Source organism: Nautilia lithotrophica, from assembly GCF_054656815.1.
Map to the genome: position 1 here is coordinate 32141 of NZ_BAAHXN010000005.1, position 22162 is coordinate 54302.

23 protein-coding genes are annotated in these 22162 nt (G+C 27.8%); 11 read left to right on the forward strand and 12 right to left on the reverse strand.

The features are described 5' to 3' along the window. Window positions 1-5: 5 nt before the first annotated feature. The 6 genes from ACYQ19_RS08830 to ACYQ19_RS08855 are packed head-to-tail and all read right to left on the reverse strand — an operon-like array spanning window position 6 to window position 4634. Window positions 6-1346: an FAD-dependent thymidylate synthase gene (locus ACYQ19_RS08830; protein WP_459979066.1), complete on the reverse strand. Its 1341-nt coding sequence runs from the start codon at window positions 1344-1346 to the stop codon at window positions 6-8. After that, on the reverse strand, window positions 1346-1828 hold the full coding sequence (locus ACYQ19_RS08835) for a prepilin-type N-terminal cleavage/methylation domain-containing protein (RefSeq protein WP_459979068.1): 483 nt from the start codon (window positions 1826-1828) through the stop codon (window positions 1346-1348). Before ACYQ19_RS08835 ends, ACYQ19_RS08830 begins: the two co-directional genes overlap by 1 nt. Beyond that, window positions 1825-2202 (reverse strand): type II secretion system protein, encoded by a 378-nt coding sequence (locus tag ACYQ19_RS08840; RefSeq protein ID WP_459979070.1) that lies wholly within the window; start codon window positions 2200-2202, stop codon window positions 1825-1827. Before ACYQ19_RS08840 ends, ACYQ19_RS08835 begins: the two co-directional genes overlap by 4 nt. Further along, window positions 2199-2651: a prepilin-type N-terminal cleavage/methylation domain-containing protein gene (locus ACYQ19_RS08845; protein WP_459979072.1), complete on the reverse strand. Its 453-nt coding sequence runs from the start codon at window positions 2649-2651 to the stop codon at window positions 2199-2201. Before ACYQ19_RS08845 ends, ACYQ19_RS08840 begins: the two co-directional genes overlap by 4 nt. Continuing rightward, window positions 2639-3058: a type II secretion system major pseudopilin GspG gene (gene gspG, locus ACYQ19_RS08850; RefSeq protein ID WP_459979073.1), complete on the reverse strand. Its 420-nt coding sequence runs from the start codon at window positions 3056-3058 to the stop codon at window positions 2639-2641. The genes ACYQ19_RS08845 and gspG overlap by 13 nt, the downstream gene beginning before the upstream one ends. A 52-nt stretch (window positions 3059-3110) precedes the next feature. Next, the gene (locus ACYQ19_RS08855; RefSeq protein WP_459979074.1) at window positions 3111-4634 is read right to left on the reverse strand and encodes a hypothetical protein; all 1524 of its coding nucleotides are present in this window, start codon (window positions 4632-4634) and stop codon (window positions 3111-3113) included. Window positions 4635-4725: 91 nt separating this feature from the next. Between ACYQ19_RS08855 and ACYQ19_RS08860 the strand changes: the two genes are divergently transcribed. Genes ACYQ19_RS08860 through ACYQ19_RS08895 form a run of 8 tightly spaced genes read left to right on the forward strand, consistent with a single transcriptional unit; the run spans window position 4726 to window position 12415 of the window. Continuing rightward, complete coding sequence (locus ACYQ19_RS08860) at window positions 4726-5598, forward strand: hypothetical protein (RefSeq protein WP_459979075.1); 873 nt, start codon at window positions 4726-4728, stop codon at window positions 5596-5598. Further along, window positions 5576-6424, forward strand: coding sequence for a hypothetical protein (locus tag ACYQ19_RS08865; RefSeq protein WP_459979076.1), 849 nt, complete (start codon window positions 5576-5578; stop codon window positions 6422-6424). The genes ACYQ19_RS08860 and ACYQ19_RS08865 overlap by 23 nt, the downstream gene beginning before the upstream one ends. After that, entirely contained in the window at window positions 6417-6770 is a 354-nt protein-coding gene (locus tag ACYQ19_RS08870; protein WP_459979077.1) for a hypothetical protein, read from the forward strand. The genes ACYQ19_RS08865 and ACYQ19_RS08870 overlap by 8 nt, the downstream gene beginning before the upstream one ends. Continuing rightward, window positions 6767-7258, forward strand: a complete 492-nt coding sequence (locus tag ACYQ19_RS08875) for a hypothetical protein (RefSeq protein WP_459979078.1) — start codon at window positions 6767-6769, stop codon at window positions 7256-7258. Before ACYQ19_RS08870 ends, ACYQ19_RS08875 begins: the two co-directional genes overlap by 4 nt. Further along, a complete protein-coding gene (locus ACYQ19_RS08880) occupies window positions 7245-7991 on the forward strand; it encodes a PDZ domain-containing protein (RefSeq protein WP_459979079.1) in 747 nt (248 codons plus the stop codon). Before ACYQ19_RS08875 ends, ACYQ19_RS08880 begins: the two co-directional genes overlap by 14 nt. Beyond that, window positions 7978-9717, forward strand: coding sequence for a secretin N-terminal domain-containing protein (locus ACYQ19_RS08885; RefSeq protein WP_459979080.1), 1740 nt, complete (start codon window positions 7978-7980; stop codon window positions 9715-9717). The genes ACYQ19_RS08880 and ACYQ19_RS08885 overlap by 14 nt, the downstream gene beginning before the upstream one ends. Next, window positions 9714-11216, forward strand: coding sequence for a GspE/PulE family protein (locus ACYQ19_RS08890; protein WP_459979081.1), 1503 nt, complete (start codon window positions 9714-9716; stop codon window positions 11214-11216). The genes ACYQ19_RS08885 and ACYQ19_RS08890 overlap by 4 nt, the downstream gene beginning before the upstream one ends. Window positions 11217-11218: 2 nt before the next feature. Continuing rightward, window positions 11219-12415 carry a type II secretion system F family protein gene (locus ACYQ19_RS08895; protein ID WP_459979082.1) on the forward strand — a complete coding sequence of 399 codons (1197 nt, stop codon included), beginning with the start codon at window positions 11219-11221 and terminating at the stop codon, window positions 12413-12415. Here ACYQ19_RS08895 and queF read toward each other — a convergent pair whose 3' ends face one another. The 4 genes from queF to dnaA form a co-directional block, all read right to left on the reverse strand. After that, window positions 12416-12796: a preQ(1) synthase gene (gene queF, locus ACYQ19_RS08900; protein ID WP_459979125.1), complete on the reverse strand. Its 381-nt coding sequence runs from the start codon at window positions 12794-12796 to the stop codon at window positions 12416-12418. A 17-nt stretch (window positions 12797-12813) separates the two neighbouring features. Continuing rightward, window positions 12814-15090 (reverse strand): DNA topoisomerase (ATP-hydrolyzing) subunit B, encoded by a 2277-nt coding sequence (gene gyrB / locus ACYQ19_RS08905; protein ID WP_459979083.1) that lies wholly within the window; start codon window positions 15088-15090, stop codon window positions 12814-12816. 35 nt (window positions 15091-15125) lie between these two features. Beyond that, the gene (gene dnaN, locus ACYQ19_RS08910; RefSeq protein ID WP_459979084.1) at window positions 15126-16178 is read right to left on the reverse strand and encodes a DNA polymerase III subunit beta; all 1053 of its coding nucleotides are present in this window, start codon (window positions 16176-16178) and stop codon (window positions 15126-15128) included. Between the two features lie 119 nt (window positions 16179-16297). Further along, window positions 16298-17608 carry a chromosomal replication initiator protein DnaA gene (gene dnaA, locus ACYQ19_RS08915; RefSeq protein WP_459979085.1) on the reverse strand — a complete coding sequence of 437 codons (1311 nt, stop codon included), beginning with the start codon at window positions 17606-17608 and terminating at the stop codon, window positions 16298-16300. A 158-nt stretch (window positions 17609-17766) separates the two neighbouring features. Between dnaA and ruvC the strand changes: the two genes are divergently transcribed. The 3 genes from ruvC to ACYQ19_RS08930 are packed head-to-tail and all read left to right on the forward strand — an operon-like array spanning window position 17767 to window position 19315. Continuing rightward, entirely contained in the window at window positions 17767-18231 is a 465-nt protein-coding gene (gene ruvC, locus ACYQ19_RS08920; protein WP_459979086.1) for a crossover junction endodeoxyribonuclease RuvC, read from the forward strand. Beyond that, window positions 18225-18809, forward strand: coding sequence for a trimeric intracellular cation channel family protein (locus tag ACYQ19_RS08925; RefSeq protein ID WP_459979087.1), 585 nt, complete (start codon window positions 18225-18227; stop codon window positions 18807-18809). The genes ruvC and ACYQ19_RS08925 overlap by 7 nt, the downstream gene beginning before the upstream one ends. A gap of 35 nt (window positions 18810-18844) precedes the next feature. Then, window positions 18845-19315, forward strand: coding sequence for a hypothetical protein (locus ACYQ19_RS08930; RefSeq protein WP_459979088.1), 471 nt, complete (start codon window positions 18845-18847; stop codon window positions 19313-19315). A gap of 6 nt (window positions 19316-19321) precedes the next feature. On the opposite strand, the gene ACYQ19_RS08935 is transcribed toward ACYQ19_RS08930, so the two are convergent. Together ACYQ19_RS08935 and nusB are read right to left on the reverse strand one after the other, a co-directional pair. Then, window positions 19322-21679, reverse strand: a complete 2358-nt coding sequence (locus ACYQ19_RS08935) for an EAL domain-containing protein (protein WP_459979089.1) — start codon at window positions 21677-21679, stop codon at window positions 19322-19324. Next, window positions 21676-22083 carry a transcription antitermination factor NusB gene (gene nusB, locus ACYQ19_RS08940; RefSeq protein ID WP_459979090.1) on the reverse strand — a complete coding sequence of 136 codons (408 nt, stop codon included), beginning with the start codon at window positions 22081-22083 and terminating at the stop codon, window positions 21676-21678. The genes ACYQ19_RS08935 and nusB overlap by 4 nt, the downstream gene beginning before the upstream one ends. Window positions 22084-22162: the final 79 nt, after the last annotated feature.

Here is a 22162-nt window from a genome sequence, read left to right on the forward strand (position 1 = left end):
GGCAACTAAATTAACCTTTCATACTCTTCAAAATCCATTTTCCAAACTTTAGTCCCACAAAATCTGTCACCTTCCGGACATACAGGTTTAATACCTTCAATATATCTTAACGCACAAGGCGGCAGGAATTTATCTGCAGCTTTTATGCCTGCTTGTTTAAGCTCCATAACCTGCGCGTAAACAATATCGAATATCTCTTCCTGGGCGTTATAACAAAGCCTCATCTGAGCTTTGTGTGCAAATTCCTGGAAATCGTTATGTTCAATTATTTCAATATTGTGAGCATTTAAAAGCGCATAAGCGGCTTCGCAAAATCCGATAGATTCTTTTTGATTTTCAAAAAAGTCATATGAATACTCAACGGCCCTTAAATACAACTCTTTTACGCTGTTGCATATTTTCGGCATATAAAAATCTCTTTTATAAATACTTTCTAATTTCGGGCGAACTGCCGGGGAGCGTCTGTGACGCTGGTTTTGAGCATCAGCACTTAAAGAAAGTTTTATATATGAATTAAAACTTCCTAGTATCGCTTCGTCAAGATATATGTTTGAAACTCTTAAAACGCCCGCATAATTTGCGTTAAGTTCAAAATCGTAATCCACTATATCAAACACCTCAACTTTTTTGGTGACATTTTTTTCTTTTTTAATTTTTTCAATATCTATATTCGGAAATACAACTTCTTCATTTTCGGCAAATTCAATTAAAGGTGCAAGATTTTCGTCAATTTTTAACATTTCTCTTTTAAGCTGAGATATAAACTCTTTTGCTTCGGCTTTTGCTTCGGGTATCACCTTTACTGCGTTTATGTATCTTAAAGCCGTAATAATATTTATAGTATGGTAAAGATGTGCGTTCATTCCCATCGGAAGCAAATATCTGGCAAATTCCTGGGCTCTTTTTTTTGCTTCTTTTTGTTTGAATTTAGGAAGAACCTTTTCTATTTCAGGTGTAAGCTCTTCAATCAGCTTTTCATAATAAAAAAACATATTTTCATAGTATTTTTGCCACTTTTCTTTATCTGCATTTTTAGGATACGTAAAATTTTCTATTTTCATTTTGGCATATCTCTGGCTTACCTGCTCGGAATTGTAAAAAGGATGAGCATGTAAAAGCCTCCATATCAAAAGCCTGCTCATTCCTTCAATTAAAAAAGTAAAATTGTAATGCATAAGCGTAGTGTGGTGCCCCGCTTTGAATATGGAATTTAAAAGTTCATTTTTTTTATCCCACTTAGCCGCACTTTCAGGCGTCACTATATGCTTTCCGAAATAACAGCTTCTCGCACTTCCGACTGCTATATCCGTAGGTTTATATTTACTCTCAAGTGCTTTTACAATCATTAAAATCCTTTATACATTTCAAAATAAATTGGTTTTCCGTCATCTAAATAAATAAAATATTTACCATTTTTAATATAAACTTTGAATATTTTAACATTTTGCGCAAATTTATCCAAATAATAATTATTTGCGTCTGATAAAAAAGTAATCTTTTTTGGCAATTCCATTCTCATAAGTGCATTGTCTTTTTTACTTACATACCAAACCACATAAGGTGCAGGTATGTTATATAAAGAATTAGTCGTTTGCATTGATATAAAAGAATAGTTCTTTTTTTGAGAAACATTTATATATTTCGAATTTAAAATGTCATAATACAAAACTTTTAATGCAATGTTTTTATAATGTTCGTTTTGAAAATTTTTTTCAAGAATATTTTTTGAAACATTCATATTTTTAACGACATCACTCAAAATAAATACCATTATAGAAAGAATTACAATGGAAATCAAAATTTCTATCAGCGTAAAAGATTTTTTCATTTTATATCCACCGAATAATATATAACTTGATGATTATTGTTATAAACTTTAATTTTATTTATAGAAACATTTACATTTTTATTGTTGATATTTTCGTTCATTGAATAGTCAAGTTCTTTTTTTACATTTATTTTATCCCGTTTTAAAACATGAATAATTTTATCGTTACGAATATCAAAATCTTTCACTTTTTCATAAATATTTTTCCCGTTTCCAAAAATTGCGACACTTGATTTATATACGAAAGTATTGTAGTCCTTATTGATCAAAAATAAATGTTTTACATTTGAAGTAACTTCCAAAACTACACCCATTATAATAAAAACAATAACAACACTTATCATTATTTCTATTAAAGTAAACGCTTTTTTCAATAATAACTCCCGATTTTAGGAAAATATTTTTTGTTTAAAAACATCTCTTCAGCTTCTTTTTCAGTTTTTGCTTTTTTTATGCTAAAAGGTTTAAATACATACCATCCGTTTTGACATTTTAATATAAAACTATCCCCTACTCCGTTTACTACTTTATATTTAAAAACCGGTGTTTTTTCATCTTCTTTTTCATATAGTTTTTTTTCAAATTCTCCGTTTATAAATTCAAAAACTTCGGGGTTGTTACAATCAAAAACAACTTTTTTATTACTAACAATATCATCATTTTTATACACAACAATTTCACCATTTGGAGATAACTCATCTAATAAATCGCTAATTTTAGAAGTAAGATAAAAAGAAGGAAGCTTTACAGCTAAAAAACTGACAATGCCTATTATTAATACGACAATTATTAGCTCAACTAAACTAAAACCTAATTTGCGCATTCACTAAATTTTATGTCTTTATTTTCCCCGCTTCCGCCTTCTTTTCCGTCTGCACCCAAAGATATGATATCTACACTGCCGTCGTTGTTTACATAAATATAATCATTCCCCCATGGATCTTTTGGAAGTTTTTGCGAATTTAAAAATCCGTTTGCTGGATAATTTTTATATTTTTGCGCATCGGGATTGTGGATAAGCGCTTTAAGGCCTTCTTCGGTAGTTGGATATGCCCCTTCATTTACTTTAAACGAATCCAGTGCATCTTTTAGTGATTTCATCTGAACACATACAAGTTTTCTTTTAGCCTGTTCACTCTGTCCTATTAAATTTGGAACTACAAGTGAAGCAATAAGTCCCAAAATTACGACAACAATCATTACTTCAATTAAACTGAACGCTTTACGCATCTAAAACCTTTTTTAAAATTGTAACAAAAGAAAACTCCAAAAGGAGTTTATCTTATTGAAGAGGTTTATTTGAACCTATAGAAAGATCACCATTTGAAAAATTAACACTTACATAATATCCTGAATCAGAATCAATAAATACAAATTCGTTAGTCAAGTTACCATCTTCATCTCTTACTTGAGCAATACCGTTTAATGTAACATTATTATCTGTGCTTGGATCTCCATCCGGATCAATAGTTGGATTTAAAACCAATGTTCCGCTTCCTGAATCACTACTACCATCACTACACCATTCTGTTTGATAGTTAAATCCATTTTCATTAACACTTACTTTTCCATAACATTCTGTATCATCTGCCGCACTTGAATCATAATAGTAATAAGTTCCTTGTAAATCATTTGTTGTTAATGCTTTAGCTTCTACACCTATACCAAAGCCTCCATCAACATTATCTACTACAATACCAGCTCTTGTTGTTCCAGCTCTTATTATTACGTTCGCAATTTTCCCTCTTGCATCAAAAACATCTAAATGAGAACCATTTACTTCCCATGTTCCATTAGAACCATCTACATAATCAACCCACGTTCCATTTAAATCCGCAGTATTTGTTGAATTAATTTCTATAACACTAAAATAAATACTTCCATCTGTATCAAACTCCATATAATTATAAGTTTTATTAACTATTAAATTTAAATCATCAGCTGTAATATTTTTATCAGGCTGTTGTAAACCAACTACAAACGATGTATTCGTATCTGAAACTGGAATTACTGCAACACCCAAACTTCCTGAGAAGAAATAGAAAATATCACTATCATTTTTATCTCTAAAAAATACGTTTCCGTATAAGTTTTCAATTTCTCTACTTCCATTTACGTCGCCATATGCATTACCTTTGATTTGATAAGTAATAGTGCTGTTTTCCGAATTGTATGTAAATGTAGCATAATCCCCTGCTCTTGCAGCACCGTTAAAACTATAACTTGTAGCGCCAGTCATTGTCGGATTTAATGTTGCATATAAAGTCGCATTTACATCAGTTATAAGAACAGCATTTCCATTTCCATTTACATTTACATTTATAGTTGCAGAAGAATTTTGTTCTAAAATCTGCTTTACTTCATTTACAATTGGTAAATTAGAAGAAGTATTTACATCCACCGTTGTAACATTTGAAAAATCACACACATTACTTGTTAAATCACAACCAGCAATACCATGCAACATTGCACCGATATATGAAGCAATGGTTGAATTATTTTCAGCCAATACCGCAGGTGTAATTCTGTAACTATTTGTAGATACATTCAAATCAGCCAAAACACTATTTCCTATTTTAAGTTCCAATTCTACAGGTGCACTAGCGCCATTTAATGTAAAATGACCAGTTGAATCCGTTCTGACACAATTATCTGTGCCCTTTACACATACACTAATACCCTTTAAATAACTTGCTTCTATCGTTCCTGTCACACTAGATGAACTACTTCCACCGCCGCCACCGCAGCCAATCAATAATAAAGATGCAGTTACACCTGATAATATTAAACTTGTATACTTTTTCATTTTTTCTCCTTTTTTAATATTCATTTAATTATAATTCTTTTTGTGATAAAATGTCAATACAATAAAAAAAATTTAACCTTTAAAGGAAAAAATGAGAAAATCAATTGCTTTATTAATTACAATGTTTTTTTTACTTTCTATAATATTTATTTTGAATGTTATTCTTAATAAATACGAAATTTATACAAACAAAAATCACACAACTTATATAGCACAAAACTCCATAATCATCCGCAATACTTTAAAAACTTTATCAAAAATTTCCGATCAAGTAAAAACATCAGAAGATTTAAAAAAATTATTTACAACAATTCCTTTATCAAGTAATAAAGGTGATTTCAGGATTATTTACACAATTCAACCACTTTTTAATAAAATTGACATTAATGCTTTATTAAATCAAAATAAAATTAATACTTTTATAGAAAATTACATAGATAATATATTAAATTATTATCAGGTAAAAGATCCTGTTTTGTTTAAAGATTTATTATTAGATACAATAGATTCGGATGATAAAGAGAGAGAAGCATATAGTGAAATTATTATTCAAAACCCTTTTTTTCAAAACGGAAAAATTTATAATATTACACATTTAGAACAAATTGAACACTATTATTACAAAAAAACAAATGATAAAAATATCTTTAATATCCCATGGAATGAACTGATTTTTTTTGGAAATGGAAAAAAACACATTATTGAATGCAATTTAATAAATAAAAATGTCGCACAATTTTTAGGTTTAACCCGCAATAATGCAGATACATGTAAATCCTTACAAACGGAAGAAAATAATGAAACTATTAAAAATTTAAATATAATTGCATATGATGGTAATCAAAGTTTTTGGATAAAAACTAATATAACTTATTTTATAAACCAACAAAAACAAAATATAAAAATTACTTATGATTTACATAATAAAAAGGTGATTTCAATTGAGAGTAATCCTATATACTAAAGATTTTAACGAAAAAATTAACGAACCTGTTGATATAATTTTATCACCTCAATATTACTGGATTAAAAAAATTGATATCCCCTTAAAATCCTTAAAGGATGCTAAAAAAATAGCAAAAAGTTTATTTAATTTAGATAGCTCATATATTTACGACGCTTTTGAACTTGATAATAAATTTTTTGCTTACGCAATCAAAAAAGATCTAAAACTTAATATAGACAAAAAATATATCAATTCCATAAGATTAGCCCAAACTGAACTTTATAACTACGATAAAATAAACGTTTCAGAAAATCACTCAATCCAAAAAATAGATGATTTGCTTTTTTGTTTTCCAAATGTTGAAAACGCACCGGATATTAATGATATTATTAGTAAAATAGAATTATCAAAAAATACAATAAGCCTTTATAATCGAATAAATATTAACAAACCTTTATTAATAAGTGTCGGAATAATAATATTATTAATCAATATTTTCTTTTTTTTAGGATATATTCAAAATAAATATGCAATCAACAAATTAAATCAAAAAAAAGATAACTTACTCAAAAAATATAACTTGCCATCAACTACATTACAATTAAATTCTATATTAAACAATTTAAAAAAAGAAGATAAAAAACAGACACAATTAAGAAAAAATTTAGAATTTATAACCAATACACCATTAAAAAACAACGAAGAATTTTTAAATCTTTCATATGATAAAAATTTTAACTTAGAAATAAAAACGAATAGAAGTTTTGATGAATATTTTTCAAAAAAATTTAAAGTAACCTCATTTCTTAAAAATAATATATATAAAGCGATTTTATATGAATAAAAAATTACTGATTTTATTATCAATTGTATTATTACTTATCACTCTAAATATAATAAATTTATATGTAAAAAGCCAAAAAGAATTACAATCACAATACCAAAACTATCTTTTAATAAATAATAAAGTAAATCAAATCTTAAGCCTCAAAAAAAAATATTCTAATAATGCTTTAAAAATATTAACATCGATTTGCATTATCAAAGATAATCAAATAACTTGCAATAACCTTTCAAAATCTGATTTAAGAAAAATAAATTATTTTTTAAAATCTAATATTAAAATAAAAAAATTCAATCTTTTAAAAAAAGATAATAAATACATTTTTTATGCGGAGATTATTAAATGAAAAAATTTTTTGCAATACTTTTAGGTTTTATAATAGGATTTTATTTTTTTATGCCTAAGAAAAATTTATTTTATTTAATCCAAAATAAACTTTATCAAACCTACAATATAGCTTTAAAAACTGACATCAAATCAAATATTTTTAAATTATCACTAACAAATGGAAATATATATTTTAAAAATATTAAAATAGCCACATTTAAAAATGCTGATATTTATCCTTATATTATTTACAATAAAATTGAGATATCAAATATCAAAATTCCTATTAATAACCTAATAATATATAAAAGCAAACTTATCCAAACTATAACAAACCCATTAATTATAAAAATAAAAGCTTTTTCTAATTTTGCAAAAAAAATTTATGGTGAAATAGACATTTCAAAAAAAGAAATTAAATTATACTTTAACGACATAAAAAATAAATCTATTAAACAAATTCTAAAAAAAGATAAAAAAGGTTACTATTATTATGAAAAATTTTAAATATATTAATATATTCATTATATCTTTTTTATCAATGGGTATTATATGGGAAATTGTAAGTTTTTATTTACCTAAATATCCGGAAATATATAACTTAGAAAAAAATAATAACAATTTTTATAATATAAACATATCCAAAATTTTCATTTCCAATAAAAAAGTTACAAATACTAATCAAACAAATATTAAACAAATTTCAAATACACTAAATAATCTTGAATTAAAAGCAGTATATAATGATGGTAAAAAAGCTTTTATTATTGTAAAAGATAAAAAAAATACCATTTTTTTAGATTTATATCAAACATATAAAGAATATAAACTGATAAAAATATCAAGCACTTACGCAATTTTTCAAAAAAACAACAAAAAATATATATTGTCATTTAACAACAAACAAAAAAATAGAGTAAAAAAATATTCAAATTCTTCAACCAAAAAAATATCAAAAAAAGTAATTAATGAATATAAACACAATTTTTCAAAAATCTGGAATGAAATAGGAATAATAAGAAACAAAAAAGGTTACAAAATTACTTATGTAAAAAAAGGCGGAATTTTTGATAAATTAGGTTTAAAAACAGGTGATATAATTGTAAAAGTAAACGGTGAAGAAATAACAAATGATATACAGGCCTGGAATTTGTATAATAATATTGATAAATACAACTATCTCGAAATCGAAATTAGAAGAAATAATCAAACAAAGGTTATAAATTATGAAATTAATTAAATTATTCATTATTTTAAGTGTGATTCTTTACGGAGCCAAAATTGAGCTAAATTTTAAAAACTTACAACTTAACGATTTTATTAATATGGTTGCCAAAATAACAAATAAAAATATTTTATTAACAGACACATTAAGAGGCGAAGTTAATTTTATTTCCGTAAAACCTGTCGATGAGAGAGAAATTTATGACATATTATTAAATGTTTTACGCTCAAAAGGTTATACGATAGTATCGGAAAACGGATTTTTAAAAGTGGTTAGATCATCCGAAGCGTTAAAAGAAGCACCGGTTTTAAACAATTCAAAATATTTTATGACTACCAATATAATTAAACTGAACAATATTCCCGTTAGAACAGCTTATGCAACAATAAATTATTTAAAAAGCAAATACGGCAAAATTGTAATAAACAAAGAACAAAACATATTAATTATTACTGATTACCCAAAAAATATCAAAACAATAAAACAACTATTAAAAAAAATTGATACCAAAAGAAAAAATGACATTATATTTTATGATCTAAAATATACTCAAATTTCTAAAATTTATTCAAAAATCACTGATATTGCCGCCTCTTTATTTGATCCAAAAATATATACATACAAAATTATAAAAAACGAAAACAGCAACGGAATTATTTTAGTCGGAAACAAAAAAATAATAGAAAAAATATTACAAAACATACAAAAACTAGATACAAAACCAAAACAATTGGATCAGATAACAGAAATAATTACACTTAAAAATTCAGACGTTTCAAATATGGCAAAAATAATAAATAAAATAGCTTCGCTTAAATATAAAAAAAACACACCTTCCATTACAGAAGACAAAGAAACAAACTCACTGATAATAATAGCAACACCAGAACAGATGGATACAATAAAAACAATAATCAAAGCTCTTGATATTCCTAAAATGCAGGTTTATGTAAAAGCAAGAATATTGGAAATAAGCAATCTTAAAGCATCACAAATCGGATCAAAACTGGGTCTTTTCGGCGGAAGTGCAGGAAGTAGCGGTTTATACACAATGAGTGCAAATATGGGAGGTCCAGCGATTGCATTTGATGTCACTTCTTTAGGATTGAGTATTCCGACAATAAAACAAGGATTAGCACTTGGAGCAACTATAGATTTATTAGAAACATTCGGTGCCGCAAAAAAATTAAGCGAACCATCAGTTCTATGTATAAACAACACACCATCTACAATTTACGTAGGAAAAACAATTTCAGTAAAAACAGGACAAACTACTTCAACATCAACAAGTATTTCTTATTCAAGACAAGACATAGGTTTAACTTTACAAATCAAACCAAGAATAGATAGCGACAATAAAGTTTCATTAGATGTAAAAGCGGTAGTAGAAGACATTTTACCTGGTTCTCCAGATCTTACACTCCCTACAACATCAAAAAGAGATATTAAAACAACTACGATTGTAAATAACGGGCAAAGTATTATAATAGGTGGTCTTGTTAGAAACAATAAAGATATAACTATTAAAAAAGTTCCTTTTTTCGGTGATATACCAATTCTCGGCGCTTTATTTAGACATAAAGAAGTTAATGAAGACAAAACAACACTTGTAATAGTTTTAACTCCTTATATCGTTAAAAAAAGTATTGATTTAGATAAATTAAGATTAACTCTTGGAAAATTAAACGAGCTTGAAAAAAAATTTGCACTTGAATATATTAAAAAAAGAAAAATCAAATGAAACAGATAAATAATATAAATCCAAAAGCTCTGCAAATTGAAAATTTCAATATAGAAGACGGAATTAAATATTCCCTTCTACCCGGAATTTACGAAGAAAAAAAATTTTTTTTCACAACACAAAACTCATTAATAGATGCACTAAATTTTTACAATAAAACAGACATTCCTTTAGAATTGATAATTACAGATGAAGAGTCTTATAATAGACTTTTAAATCAATTTTTAGAAGTTAAAACACAAAAAGAGTTGCAAAACAGCGATATTGAAGTGGAAGAAGAACTAACTCTAGATGATTTTATAAAAGGCGGACTTGATATATTAAATTCCGAAAATTCAGCTCCTATTATAAAATTTGTAAACTCAATGTTTTTTCAGGCCATCAAAAAAAGAGCCAGTGACATACACATAGAAACACATGAAACATTCGGAAGTATAAGATTTAGAATTGACGGCATTTTGATTACTCAAACAACACTTCAAAAAAATATAATAAACCTGATAATCAACAGAATAAAAGTAATATCAAATTTAGATATTAGCGAAAAAAGAATTCCTCAAGATGGTAGAACTCAAATCAAAATAGCAAATAAATCAACGGATATAAGAGTTTCTATTATTCCTACATATTTTGGTGAAAAAGCAGTATTAAGACTCTTAATGGAAAGTGAAAATATTCCGACTCTTGAAGAGTTAGGATTTAATTTGGAAATTACAAACGGATTTCAAGAACTGCTTGAGCATTCATACGGAATGATACTTGTTACTGGTCCTACCGGAAGCGGAAAATCAACGACTCTTCATAGTTTTTTACAAACAATTGCGACACCAACAAAAAACATTATTACAATAGAAGACCCGGTAGAATATAAAGCAAATAATATCAATCAAATTCAGGTTAACAATAAAGTAGGACTGACTTTTAGTTCTGGGCTTAGAAGCATATTAAGACAAGATCCGGATATAATCATGGTAGGTGAAATAAGAGATAAAGAAACGGCTAATATTGCAATACAAGCCGCACTTACAGGGCATTTAATGTTATCAACCCTTCATACAAACAATGCTGCCTCAACAATAACAAGATTAATGGATATGGGTATAGAACCTTTTTTAATCGCCTCATCCCTTATAGGAATATTATCTCAAAGACTTGTAAGAATACTTTGTGATTGTAAAATTGAAGACGATCCTACAAAATTTGAAAAAATAATTAAAAAAAATCCTTTACTTTCTCATTATAAACCTGAAAAAATTTATAAAGAAAAAGGTTGTCCTAAATGTAATTTTACTGGATTTATAAAAAGAAAAGCTGTAGGTGAACTTTTTATTATGAATGATGAGGTCAAATCTTTAATAGCTAAAGGAACAAACGATATAGAAATTAAAAATAAAATGATCGCAATGGGAATGAAAACATTAAAAGAGAATATTGCCGAAATGGTAATTAAAGGTGAAACATCAGTATCAGAAGCAATAAGAGTTGGAATTAAGGATTAATTGTGGTCTTTAAATATGAAGGTTTTGATAAAACCGGAAAGAAAATAAAAGGAAAAGTAGAATCAGATAACATAGAAAACGCTAAAGAAAAATTAAAAGATCTATATTTAACTGACATTAAACCTATAAAAAAAATAAATTTTGATATTTCATTTTCAAAAGTTCCCAAAAAAGAATTAATCAAAACATTTAATACCTTAGGATTATATTTAAAATCATCTATTCCTTTGGTTAGCGCATTAAACTTAACCAAAAACCAAAGTGAAAATCAAAAGATAATTAAATTTCTGGACTTTTTACAAAAATCTGTCAAGGAAGGGAAATCCTTACATTCATCCTTAGAATTGCAAAAAATTATTAAACTACCAAAATACATAACAAATACAATAAAAGTAGGAGAGGAAAGCGGAAAATTAGATATTGTTTTAATTGAAATTGCCAAATTTTTAAAAGATGAAGATAAATTAACATCCAAAACTTCACAGGCATTAATATATCCGTTTTTTATTATTATCGTTGCCATTTTTACAGTAAGTTTTATGCTTACCGCTGTAGTTCCGAAAATAGTAAAAGTTTTTGAAAACCTACATCAAGATTTACCGACGATTACAAAAATAGTAATTTCAAGCGGAAACTTTATAAAAAACAATTTTTTATTGATTATTTTATTTATAACTATTATTTCTTTAATTTTTTATTTATTCTATATCAAAAATTACAAATTCAAATTATATATACACAAATTACTTTTAAAATTACCAATAATTAAAAATATCATAATCGCAAAAGAACTCGGAAGATTCAGTTATCTAACCTCAACGCTTGTAAATTCTGGAGTTAATTACATTAATGCGGTAAATTTAGCCGTAAATACAATTCAAAACGAAGCTATAAAAGAAAAATTCGAAAAAGCTTTAAATGATGTAGTAGAGGGTAAAAAATTATCAATCTCTCTTAAAAAAGCGGGATTTGATTATGATATAAGTTTTTTACAGGCAATTGCACTTGCTGAGGAAACGTCACAAATAGATGTTGTTCTTAAAAATTTGAGCGAAATCTATTTTGAAGATAATGAAGCAAGAATAAATACTCTTTTAAGTTTAATAGAACCGACCCTAATAATAATTGTAGGAGGAACAATAGGATTCATAGTAGCAGCAATGCTGCTTCCTATGTTTAGTATGAGTATTATTAAATAGCTATTTTTCTATTTTTTCGCTGTCTATTTCTATTATCGTATGAACGTTTCCTCTGGGGTTAAAATCCATTGTTATTTTCATATATTTTGGTTTTAGTTTATTATAAAGTGTATCGAATATTTCGTTGGCGCTGTCTTCATGAGAGATGTATCTGTTCATAAATGAATTTATATAAAGCTTTAAAGCTTTAAGTTCCACTACCCATTCATTAGGAATATATTCCAAATACACTGTCGCAAAATCCGGATAACCGCTTCTTGGACATTTACACATAAATTCGGGAAGGGTAATTTTGATTAAATAGTTTTTTTTATGCTTATTAGGCCATATTTCCATATTTTCCGGATTAAATTCAAGTATTTCCCTCTCTCCGTATCTGATTTCACTCATCACTTTCCTTATACGTCTATATTTTCTACTTCTTTTGCATTTGCCTGGATGAATTCACGCCTTGGCCCTACTTCGCTTCCCATGAAAAGTTCAAATTTTTCTGCGGCATTTTCTGCATCTTCCATAGTTACTTGGATAAGCACTCTGTTTTCAGGGTTCATTGTAGTTTCCCAAAGCTGCTCAGGGTTCATTTCCCCTAATCCTTTGTATCTTTGGATATGTGCGCCTTTTCTTGCTTTTTCTACAACCTCATCAAGAAGTTCAAGATAATCTCTGTCAATTATATCTTTGTATTCCTGAAGTTTTTGATATACCTTTTTAGCTTCAACAAACAGCTGATGATTTAAAAGTTTATCGTCAATAGTAATCTCTTCAAGCCCTCTGTTTGTCTGAATATAGTAATGGTTGTCATGTTTTGAAATAATATTAAACCCTAATCCTTCAAGGAATTTAGGAAGTTCTTCTAAGTTTCCGTTTTCAATTAAAAACCTGATAACTTCAGGGATATTGAATCTTTTTGAAAGTCTGTCAAGAAGCAGTTTGTAAAGCGCTGCGTATTTTAAAAGTTCTTTAAGTTCAGGCTTCCCTACTCCAGTAATATCGATAGAATTAATACCCTGCTCGATTAGAAACTCATTAAGTTCTTTGTCGTCTTTAAGGTATTTTTCTATTTTTCCTTTTTTGTATCTATATAACGGCGGCTGTGCTATATAAAGATACCCGTTTTCTATAACTTCCCTTAAATGATTGAAGAAAAACGTCATAATAAGCGTCTGGATATGGCTTCCGTCAACATCTGCGTCCGTCATTATAATGATTTTATTGTATCTGATTTTGTCTATGTCGAAATCTTCACCTATTCCTGTTCCGAGTGCTGTTATTATGTTTTTGATTTCTTCACTGCTGAGAGCTTTTGCATCAGTTGATTTTTGTGTATTTAAGATTTTACCTCTTAGTGGAAGAATAGCTTGGAATACTCTGTCTCTTCCTTGTTTTGCACTTCCTCCTGCACTATCACCCTCAACCAAATATAGTTCTGATTCGGTCGGGTCTTTACTTTGACAATCAGCTAATTTTCCCGGAAGTGTTCCAACTCCTACTTTTGCCTGTTTTCTTGTTAAATCCCTGGCTCTTTTGGCTGCAATTCTACTTCTTGCTGCCGCAATTGCTTTTTCCGCAATTATTTTAGCTTCGTTTGGATTTTCTTCAAAGTATCTGGTTAAAAATTCATAAGTCACTTTTTGAGTTATAGGTTTCACATAAGAGCTTCCGAGTTTTCCTTTAGTCTGTCCTTCAAACTGAGGCTCACTCATTTTAACGCTAACAATTGCGTTAAGCCCTTCTTTTACGTCATCACCCGTTACTTTGATGTTTTCTTTTAATTTGATATTTTTATTAATGTAATTAATTACTGCTTTAGAAAGTCCCGCTTTAAATCCGCTTTCATGCGTTCCGCCTTCAGGCGTTCTAATATTATTTACAAAACTTAAAACCTTTTCATCATAACCGCTGTCGTAACACAGAGCCACTTCAACATCTAATGCTTTTTCTTCATCGCTGTAATGGTCGTTAAAATATATTACATCCGTAATGCATTCTTTGTTTGTAAGTGTTTTTACAAAATCTTTTATTCCGCCTTCGTAATGATACTCTTCTTTTACGCCGTCATTTTCGTTTTCGAATTTTATGGTTATATTAGGGTTAAGATAGGCAAGTTCTTTTAGTCTTTTTTGAAGTATTTCACTTTTAAACGTAGTTGTTTCAAATATTTCTTCGTCAGGCCAAAATTGAATAGTTGTTCCGGTTCTGTTTGTGTTTCCGATAACTTCCAAATCGGTTACAGGTTTACCTCTTTCAAATTCCTGTCTCCATATTTTGCCGTCTCTTTTAATAGTCATTATAAGTTTTTTGGATAAAGCGTTTACTACGGATACCCCCACCCCGTGAAGACCGCCTGAAACTTTATATGTTTTATTATCAAATTTACCACCTGCATGTAATACGGTTAAAACCACCGTAGCTGCCGGGATTTTTTCTTCCGGATGGATATCAACCGGGATTCCCCTCCCATTATCTGATATTTCGGCACTTCCGTCTTTGTTTATTTTTACTTTTATTTCATTGGCATATCCCGCCATTGCTTCGTCAATAGAATTATCCACTACTTCATAAATTAAATGGTGAAGGCCTTTTACAGATGTATCCCCTATATACATTCCGGGTCTTTTTCTAACGGCTTCAAGACCTTTTAATACTCTAATATTTTTAGCACCATAATCGCTCATTAAATTCCTTTAATCTATGCTTTTTTAATATTATATCAAATATTAAGCGGCATTACTATTGTTATAAAATTATCGTCTTTGAGCACAAAAGGAATGTTAGGCTCATTTAGGCCTAAAACAAATGTATCGTTTTCTATTACGTTTAAAAAGTCCATAATATATCTGCTGTTAACGGCAAATGTAAATTCTTCTAATGGTGTATTTATTTCGAAACTTGTCTTAGCCAGCATTGTTTCATCACTGATACTTTCGAATATTATTTTGTCGTTGTTGATAGTTATTTTTACTTCATTTGAAATAATACTTACCTGCTTTAGATGTGAAAGAAAATCACTTTTTGGAATAGTTATTTCGTATTTTAAGCTTTGAGGAATAATTTTTTCATACGCAGGGAATTTTCCGTTTATTAGTTTTGTAAAAAACATAGTTTCTTGATTTTTTAATATTAAATATACATCGTCATAGAAGACTTCCATATCGTCTCTAACAACTCTTTTTATTTCGGCTATACTTCTTTTAGGAACTATTATTTTAGATTCTTTGGCACTGGCGTTTGAATAGTAAACTGCCAGTCTTCTTGTATCTGTAGATACAAAATTCGTTTTGTCTTTTAGATCAAATAAAGCTCCGTTTAGTTCGTATTTTGGATTGTTATTGTCAATTACAGGGTATATTTTTTTGATTGCTTTGTTTAACTCTTCTATTTGAATGTCAATTTTATTCATTTCATCTGTATTAGGAAATTCAGGAAATTCGCTTGCGTTAAATGAAGTTAGTTTGTATATGGAGCTTTCTTGGGTAATTGTTATTTGATTGTCTTGGGTTTTTATTTCTATTTCTTTATTTTGAAGTGTTTTGATAATGTCTAAAAATCTTTTGCCGTTTATTGTAATTGTTCCCGGTTCGATAATTTCAGCGTTGGTTACAACTTTTATACCTATTTCTTTGTCTGTGGCTTTTAAAATTATTTTTTCATTTGCCTTTATTAGTATATGTGATGTAATTTGTGTGTTGTCTTTTTTTTCGGTAAAAGGTATTATTTGGTTTAAAATGCTTTCAATTACCGGTTTTTCTATTTTGATATGCATTTTATCTCCTTTTAATTTAGATAATAGTAATAATAAGTCGCGTTAATATGTGAAAAGTTAATTTTTTCCCCATTATACCTAAAATTAAAGCGTGAATGTGAAAAACTTATTTTTTCACTTTATTCACTTTTTTTGATTTGAATTTTATTTTTAAGTTCTTCAATTTTAATTCTAAATTCGCTGTCTTCTTTTAATTTTTTATTAAAGCTTTTTATAGCGTGACTAACTGCGCTGTGATCTCTAAGCCCAAAATATTTTGCAATTATCGGTGTTGATTCTTTTGTAAATTCTCTTGCTAGATATATTGCGCATCTTCTGGCTGCAACTATGTTTTTGTTTCTGCTTTTTGAAACTATTTCGCTCGGTTTTATATTAAACTCTTTTGCTATAAGTTTTATAATGTCTTCAAGGGTAATGACCTCTTTTTTGTCTTTTATATGTTCTTTAAGGGCCTGTTTTGCAAAATCGAGGGTAATTTCTGTTATACCCAGAATTTTTGACATTGCGTTTATTTTAGTAATCATTCCTTCTATTTCTCTTATGTTAGAATCTAGTTTTGTCGCAATGTATTCTATTATTTCTTCAGGTAGATAAATTCCGTTTAGTTCGCATTTTTTTCTTATAATTTCAATTTTCGTTTCAAGTTCAGGCGGTTGAATATCTACGATCAGTCCCGCTTCAAACCTGCTTCTTAATCTATCTACAAGATCATATAGTTTTTTAGGCGGTCTATCAGCGGTTAAACAGATTTGTTTTTTTTGGTTATAAAGCTCATTAAATGTATGGAAAAATTCTTCCTGGGTTCTTTCTTTTCCTGCAAAAAACTGAACGTCGTCTATAAGTAAGACATCGCAGTTTCTGTATTTTTCATGGAATCTCTCAGGTGTTTTCATTCTGATGTTTTCGGTAAATTCGTTCATAAACTGCTCACTTGTTACATACAGGACGTTTAGGGAATTTTTCAGGTAATTTCCTATTGCCTGAAGCAGGTGTGTTTTACCAAGCCCTACCCCTCCGTAAATAAACAGAGGATTATAATTTTTGCCGGGATTTTCGGCTACGCTTTTAGCTGCTGTATATGCAAATTGGTTTGAGGGTCCTACTATGAAACTTTCAAAGGTATATTCCGGAATTAAAACGCTTGGTGTTGTCGGTTCTATTATTTCTTCAAGGGTTACAGGTTTATGTGTAATTTCTTTAGTGATAATATCTATTTTAGGTTTTATTCCTGTTTCTTTTTCATAAAGTTCGCTTATTTTATTAAGATATTTTCTTTTTACAAAATTAGCTATGAAAATATTAGGAGCTTTAATTATTAAATGTGTGGAAGTTGATTTTTTTTCGTCAAATTCCAAATTTTTTATAAATTTATTATAATTCACAAGGTTTTCACTTTTTAGTGAATCTTTTATTTTTTTAAATATACTCAATTCAATCCTTTGTGAATAGATTGTTTTTCACATTGTGAAAATTTTGTGAAAAATTATGTGAATTAAATTTTATCATATCGGAAAATAAATGTAAAATAATTTCATTCACATAGTGAATAAGATGTGAATAATTGTTGAAAACAATGTGAAAGGTATAAATGAAAATTTTAGGAATTGATCCGGGAACTATTAAATGCGGATATGCAATTATAGAAACAAAACCAAAATTAACCCTCATTGATGCAGGATTTATAAAAATTACCGAAAAGGAACTTCAATATCAGCTTACACAATTGATAGAAGGAATTGATATGATATACGATTCTTCTATTGATGAAGTGGCAATTGAAGATATTTTTTATGCATATAATCCCAAAACGGTTTTAAAACTTGCCCAGTTCAGGGGGGCTTTATCTTTAAGAATTCTTCAGATACACGGAAATTTCAGTGAATATACGCCTCTTCAGGTTAAAAGAGCGGTAACCGGAAACGGAAAGGCAAAAAAAGAGCAGGTGGCTTTTATGGTTAAAAGAATACTCGGAATAAAAGGTGATATTAAACCTTTGGATATAACTGATGCAATTGCTGTTGCAATTACCCATTCTCAGAGGGTGAAATGTTAGAAATAACCGATATTATAGGAATAATAGCTTTTGCAATAAGCGGATTTATCATAGGAGTAAAAAATAAACTTGATTTGCTCGGTATTACAATCAGTGCATTTTTAACAGCTCTTGGAGGCGGGATTATCAGGGATGTTTTAGCAGGAAGAAATATATACTCTTTTACCGATATCATTCCGGGAAGTATTGTTTTGGCTGTTTTGGTTGTAGGAATATTTTTTAAACTTCACAAATACGATTTTGAAAAAAACGATCTGTTTTTAATCAGTGATTCAATAGGGCTTGTTTCTTTTTCGATATCGGGAAGTATTGTGGCTTTAAATGCAGATTTTAATATATACGGGGTGGTGTTTTTGGCTCTGATTACAGCGGTCGGCGGGGGAATGATAAGGGATATTCTTATTAATAAAATCCCTTTTATTTTAAAAGAAAATTTTTACGGAAGTGTTAGTATTTTTGTAAGTGTTTTTTTATATATGTTTGGAATTACAGATAAGATAATTATATTAATTTTAATTATAGGCGTAATAATAAGAATAATTGCGCATAAAAAAAATTGGAAATTACCTACTTTTTGAGGTATAATTAATATACAAAATTAAAAGGAGACGGTATGAAAGTTGGAGATTTAGTAATTGTTGCAACTCTTGGTGAAATTAAAGCTTACAGAGCTAATCCAAGAACACCTGAAGCAGAAGCTGGTCTTAAACCAAATGAAGTAAAATTAGATTTAATAACAGCAATAGATATAGTTGAAGCGCATAAAAAAGTTCAGGATTTGGTAACAGGAATTGAAGGTGCTAATAAACCTGGATTTTTAAATAGAGCTTTTAGCGGAGAGAATCATAATTTAAAAGCAGAAATATATAAAGAAGCAGTAAAAGCTGTAGCTGAAGATATAGATATGTTAATAGATCAATATGGTGATAAAAAAGTGTTTTTATCTTTGCCTAAAGTAATTGCAAAAGATGTTTTGGATAACCTTAAAAATTCTTCAAAAATATATAGACTTGTAGAAAAAGATCTTTTAAAAATTGATAAAAACAAACTTATTGATGAATTTAAACCTGAAATTTTAAAATAAGAAGGGCTATTTAAGCTCTTCTATATCAAATGGTTTTGAAAAATGATAGCCTTGGGAGGCGTCCACATTAAGTTTAATAAGCTCTATATATAATTCTTCATTTTCAACAAATTCCGCAATAGTTTCAAAGTTAAATTCTTTTGCTATTTCAACTATCTTTTTAAGAAGTTTTTTCAGTTTTTCATCTGCTAAAATATCTTTAACAAGAGTTCCGTCTATTTTTATTGTATGTATAGGTAAATTTTTAATTAAATATACAAAATTTGAATATCCGCTTCCAAAATCGTCTATAGCGATTTTTACTCCCATATTTGAAAGTTTATGGATTATTTCATTTACTTTTTTGTCTGAAATCATTTCTTCATCTTCAAGAAGCTCTATCGTTAATTTATTTGCAATATTATATTTTTCTATCTGTTTGATTAAATAATTTACAAACTGGTCATTTTTAAGATCTCTTAATGAAAGATTTATTGAAAAATTATAAGGAAGTTTTGAAAATTTTTTAAAACATTTTTCAATTATTATTTTTTGAAGCGTTTCATATTGGTGAGTTTTTTTTGCTATTTCAAGAAAATGGTAAGGAGTGTAAATTTTATCTTCATATTTTATTCTCATTAAACATTCATATTTTTCTACTTTTTTTGTTTTATTATTTATAATTGCCTGTATATAAGGAATAACTCCATTGTTTTCAATCGCATCATTAATTATTTTTTTCCACTTGAGATTTTCTTCGAATTCTTTTAATATAGGGAGATTTTTATTATAAACAATTACTTGTTTTTTTCTTTTTTTGGCATATTTTAGTGCAGTATCCGCTTCTGAAAGTGTTTTTCCAATTCCTACAGTTATGTTTATTTTAATTTCTTCATTGCCAATTTGGAATTTTTTATCTTTAAGTTTATTTATTATTTTAGTTGCTATATGTTTAAGTGCTGCTGGTTTTTCAGCTATCATTGCATATTCATCACCTGATAACTTATATGTTGTTTCTATATTGTTTAAAAATTCTCCAAATTCTTTTATAAGTTTATCTCCCTCTTCTATTCCAAAAAAGTCGTTAATTTCTTTAAAATCATCTATATTTATAATTGCAATATATTTGTTTTCAAAATCATTTATTAATTTTTCCCTATTAGGAAGATTTGTAAGATTATCCGTAAACATGTTTTTTGTTAATTCGTCAGATTTTTTTATAACTTCATTCATTAAATTTTTATTTAAATGTTCTAAAAGATTATTTTTTTCTTTAAGTTTTCTTTCAAATTCATCCGTTATTGTTTTAATGATTCTGTTTTCTTTTTTGACTATGTAATATGTTATAAGTAACATTATTATATATAAAGCAACATAATACTTAATAAGTTTTTTAATTTCTTTATCAAACATTGCTTCTTTTTGGGCTAAAACTTCATTAATATCATCTATAAAAACACTTGTGAAAATTAACCAATTCCAAGGTTTATAAAGCTTAACATAAGAAATTTTTGGTCTAATTACTTTATCAGAGTATTTATAAAACCAATAACTTACAAATCCTTCGCCAGTTGTATTGGCGATTTTTAAATATTCTTTTCTATAAAGTTTACCTTTTGCGTCTTTTTTATCATCACTTAAAAGTTTTCCGACCATTGAAGGTTTAACTGGAAGAGCGACTACTTTTGCAAAGTTTTTACCGCCTTTATAATTAAGTATTTCAGCGATTGAAATGTATCCTTCGTTTTTTGCACCAAATCTAATGTTATAAATAATATTGGTGATTACTTTTTTAATAATTTCATCTGTCTCATTTTTAAACATAGCTGATGTAAGAAGATATTTATCAAAAATGTGTTGAAATGTTATTTTTTCTCCATTTTTTGTATTGTGTTTGAAATAAATATGATTTAATTTATTTTTAAGTAAAGTATGAATGAGATTTAATCTTTTACTTTTATTAAAATCATTCATACTTAGATAAATTATATTTGCATTTAAATCTGTTAAAGCCCAGTGAATTGAAGGTGTCATTTGATCTATATTGAATAATATTTTTTTGATTTTTTGAATATTGTTTATATCCATTTCTATAATATTTGCAGTATGAATATTGCTATTTTTTAATAATGTTTTTACTTCGTGACATTCTTCGTGTCTAAGAGTTTCTATTAATTTAATTATATTATTAACTTGATGTTTCATGATGTTTTTTTGATTTTCAATATAATTATTTTTTATTATATTTATTTCAGTTTTGTATTTTTCATAAATAATATAGTAAGTAATAAAAAAAGAGGCCAAAGTAATAAAAGTGAGAATAATAAAAATTGAAAATGTATTATGTCTTAAAATTTTATCTTTTAAATTTTCAATTTTACTCATTTTTTCATATTTTCCTTAGCAACTCTGTCTAAAATTCCGTTTATGAAACTTTTTGCTTTATCTTCAGAAAAATTTTTAGCTATTTTTACAGCTTCGTCAATTACTATTTGATAAGGTGTATCGGTATATAAAAGCTCGTAAATTCCGACTCTTAAAATTTGTTTGTCTACTTTGTCAAGTCTGTCAAAATCCCAGTCAATTAAATGGTTTTTGATAATTTCATCTATTTTATTTAAATGTTCTAAAACCCCACTTAATAACTTTTTTGCAAATTCAGCTTTACTGCCTTTGACTTTTTTATCTTTCAGTATTTCTTCAAATTGTTCAATTGCTTGATCATTTCCCATTTCTTGTGCATAAAGAGTTTGTATTACAGCTTCTCTTGCGTGTGTTATTGTTGCCATTTAATGCCTTTCAATATTTTTAAAGCTATTAATATTAGTAAAATTACTATTTCAAATAATAATATATATGATAAATTAT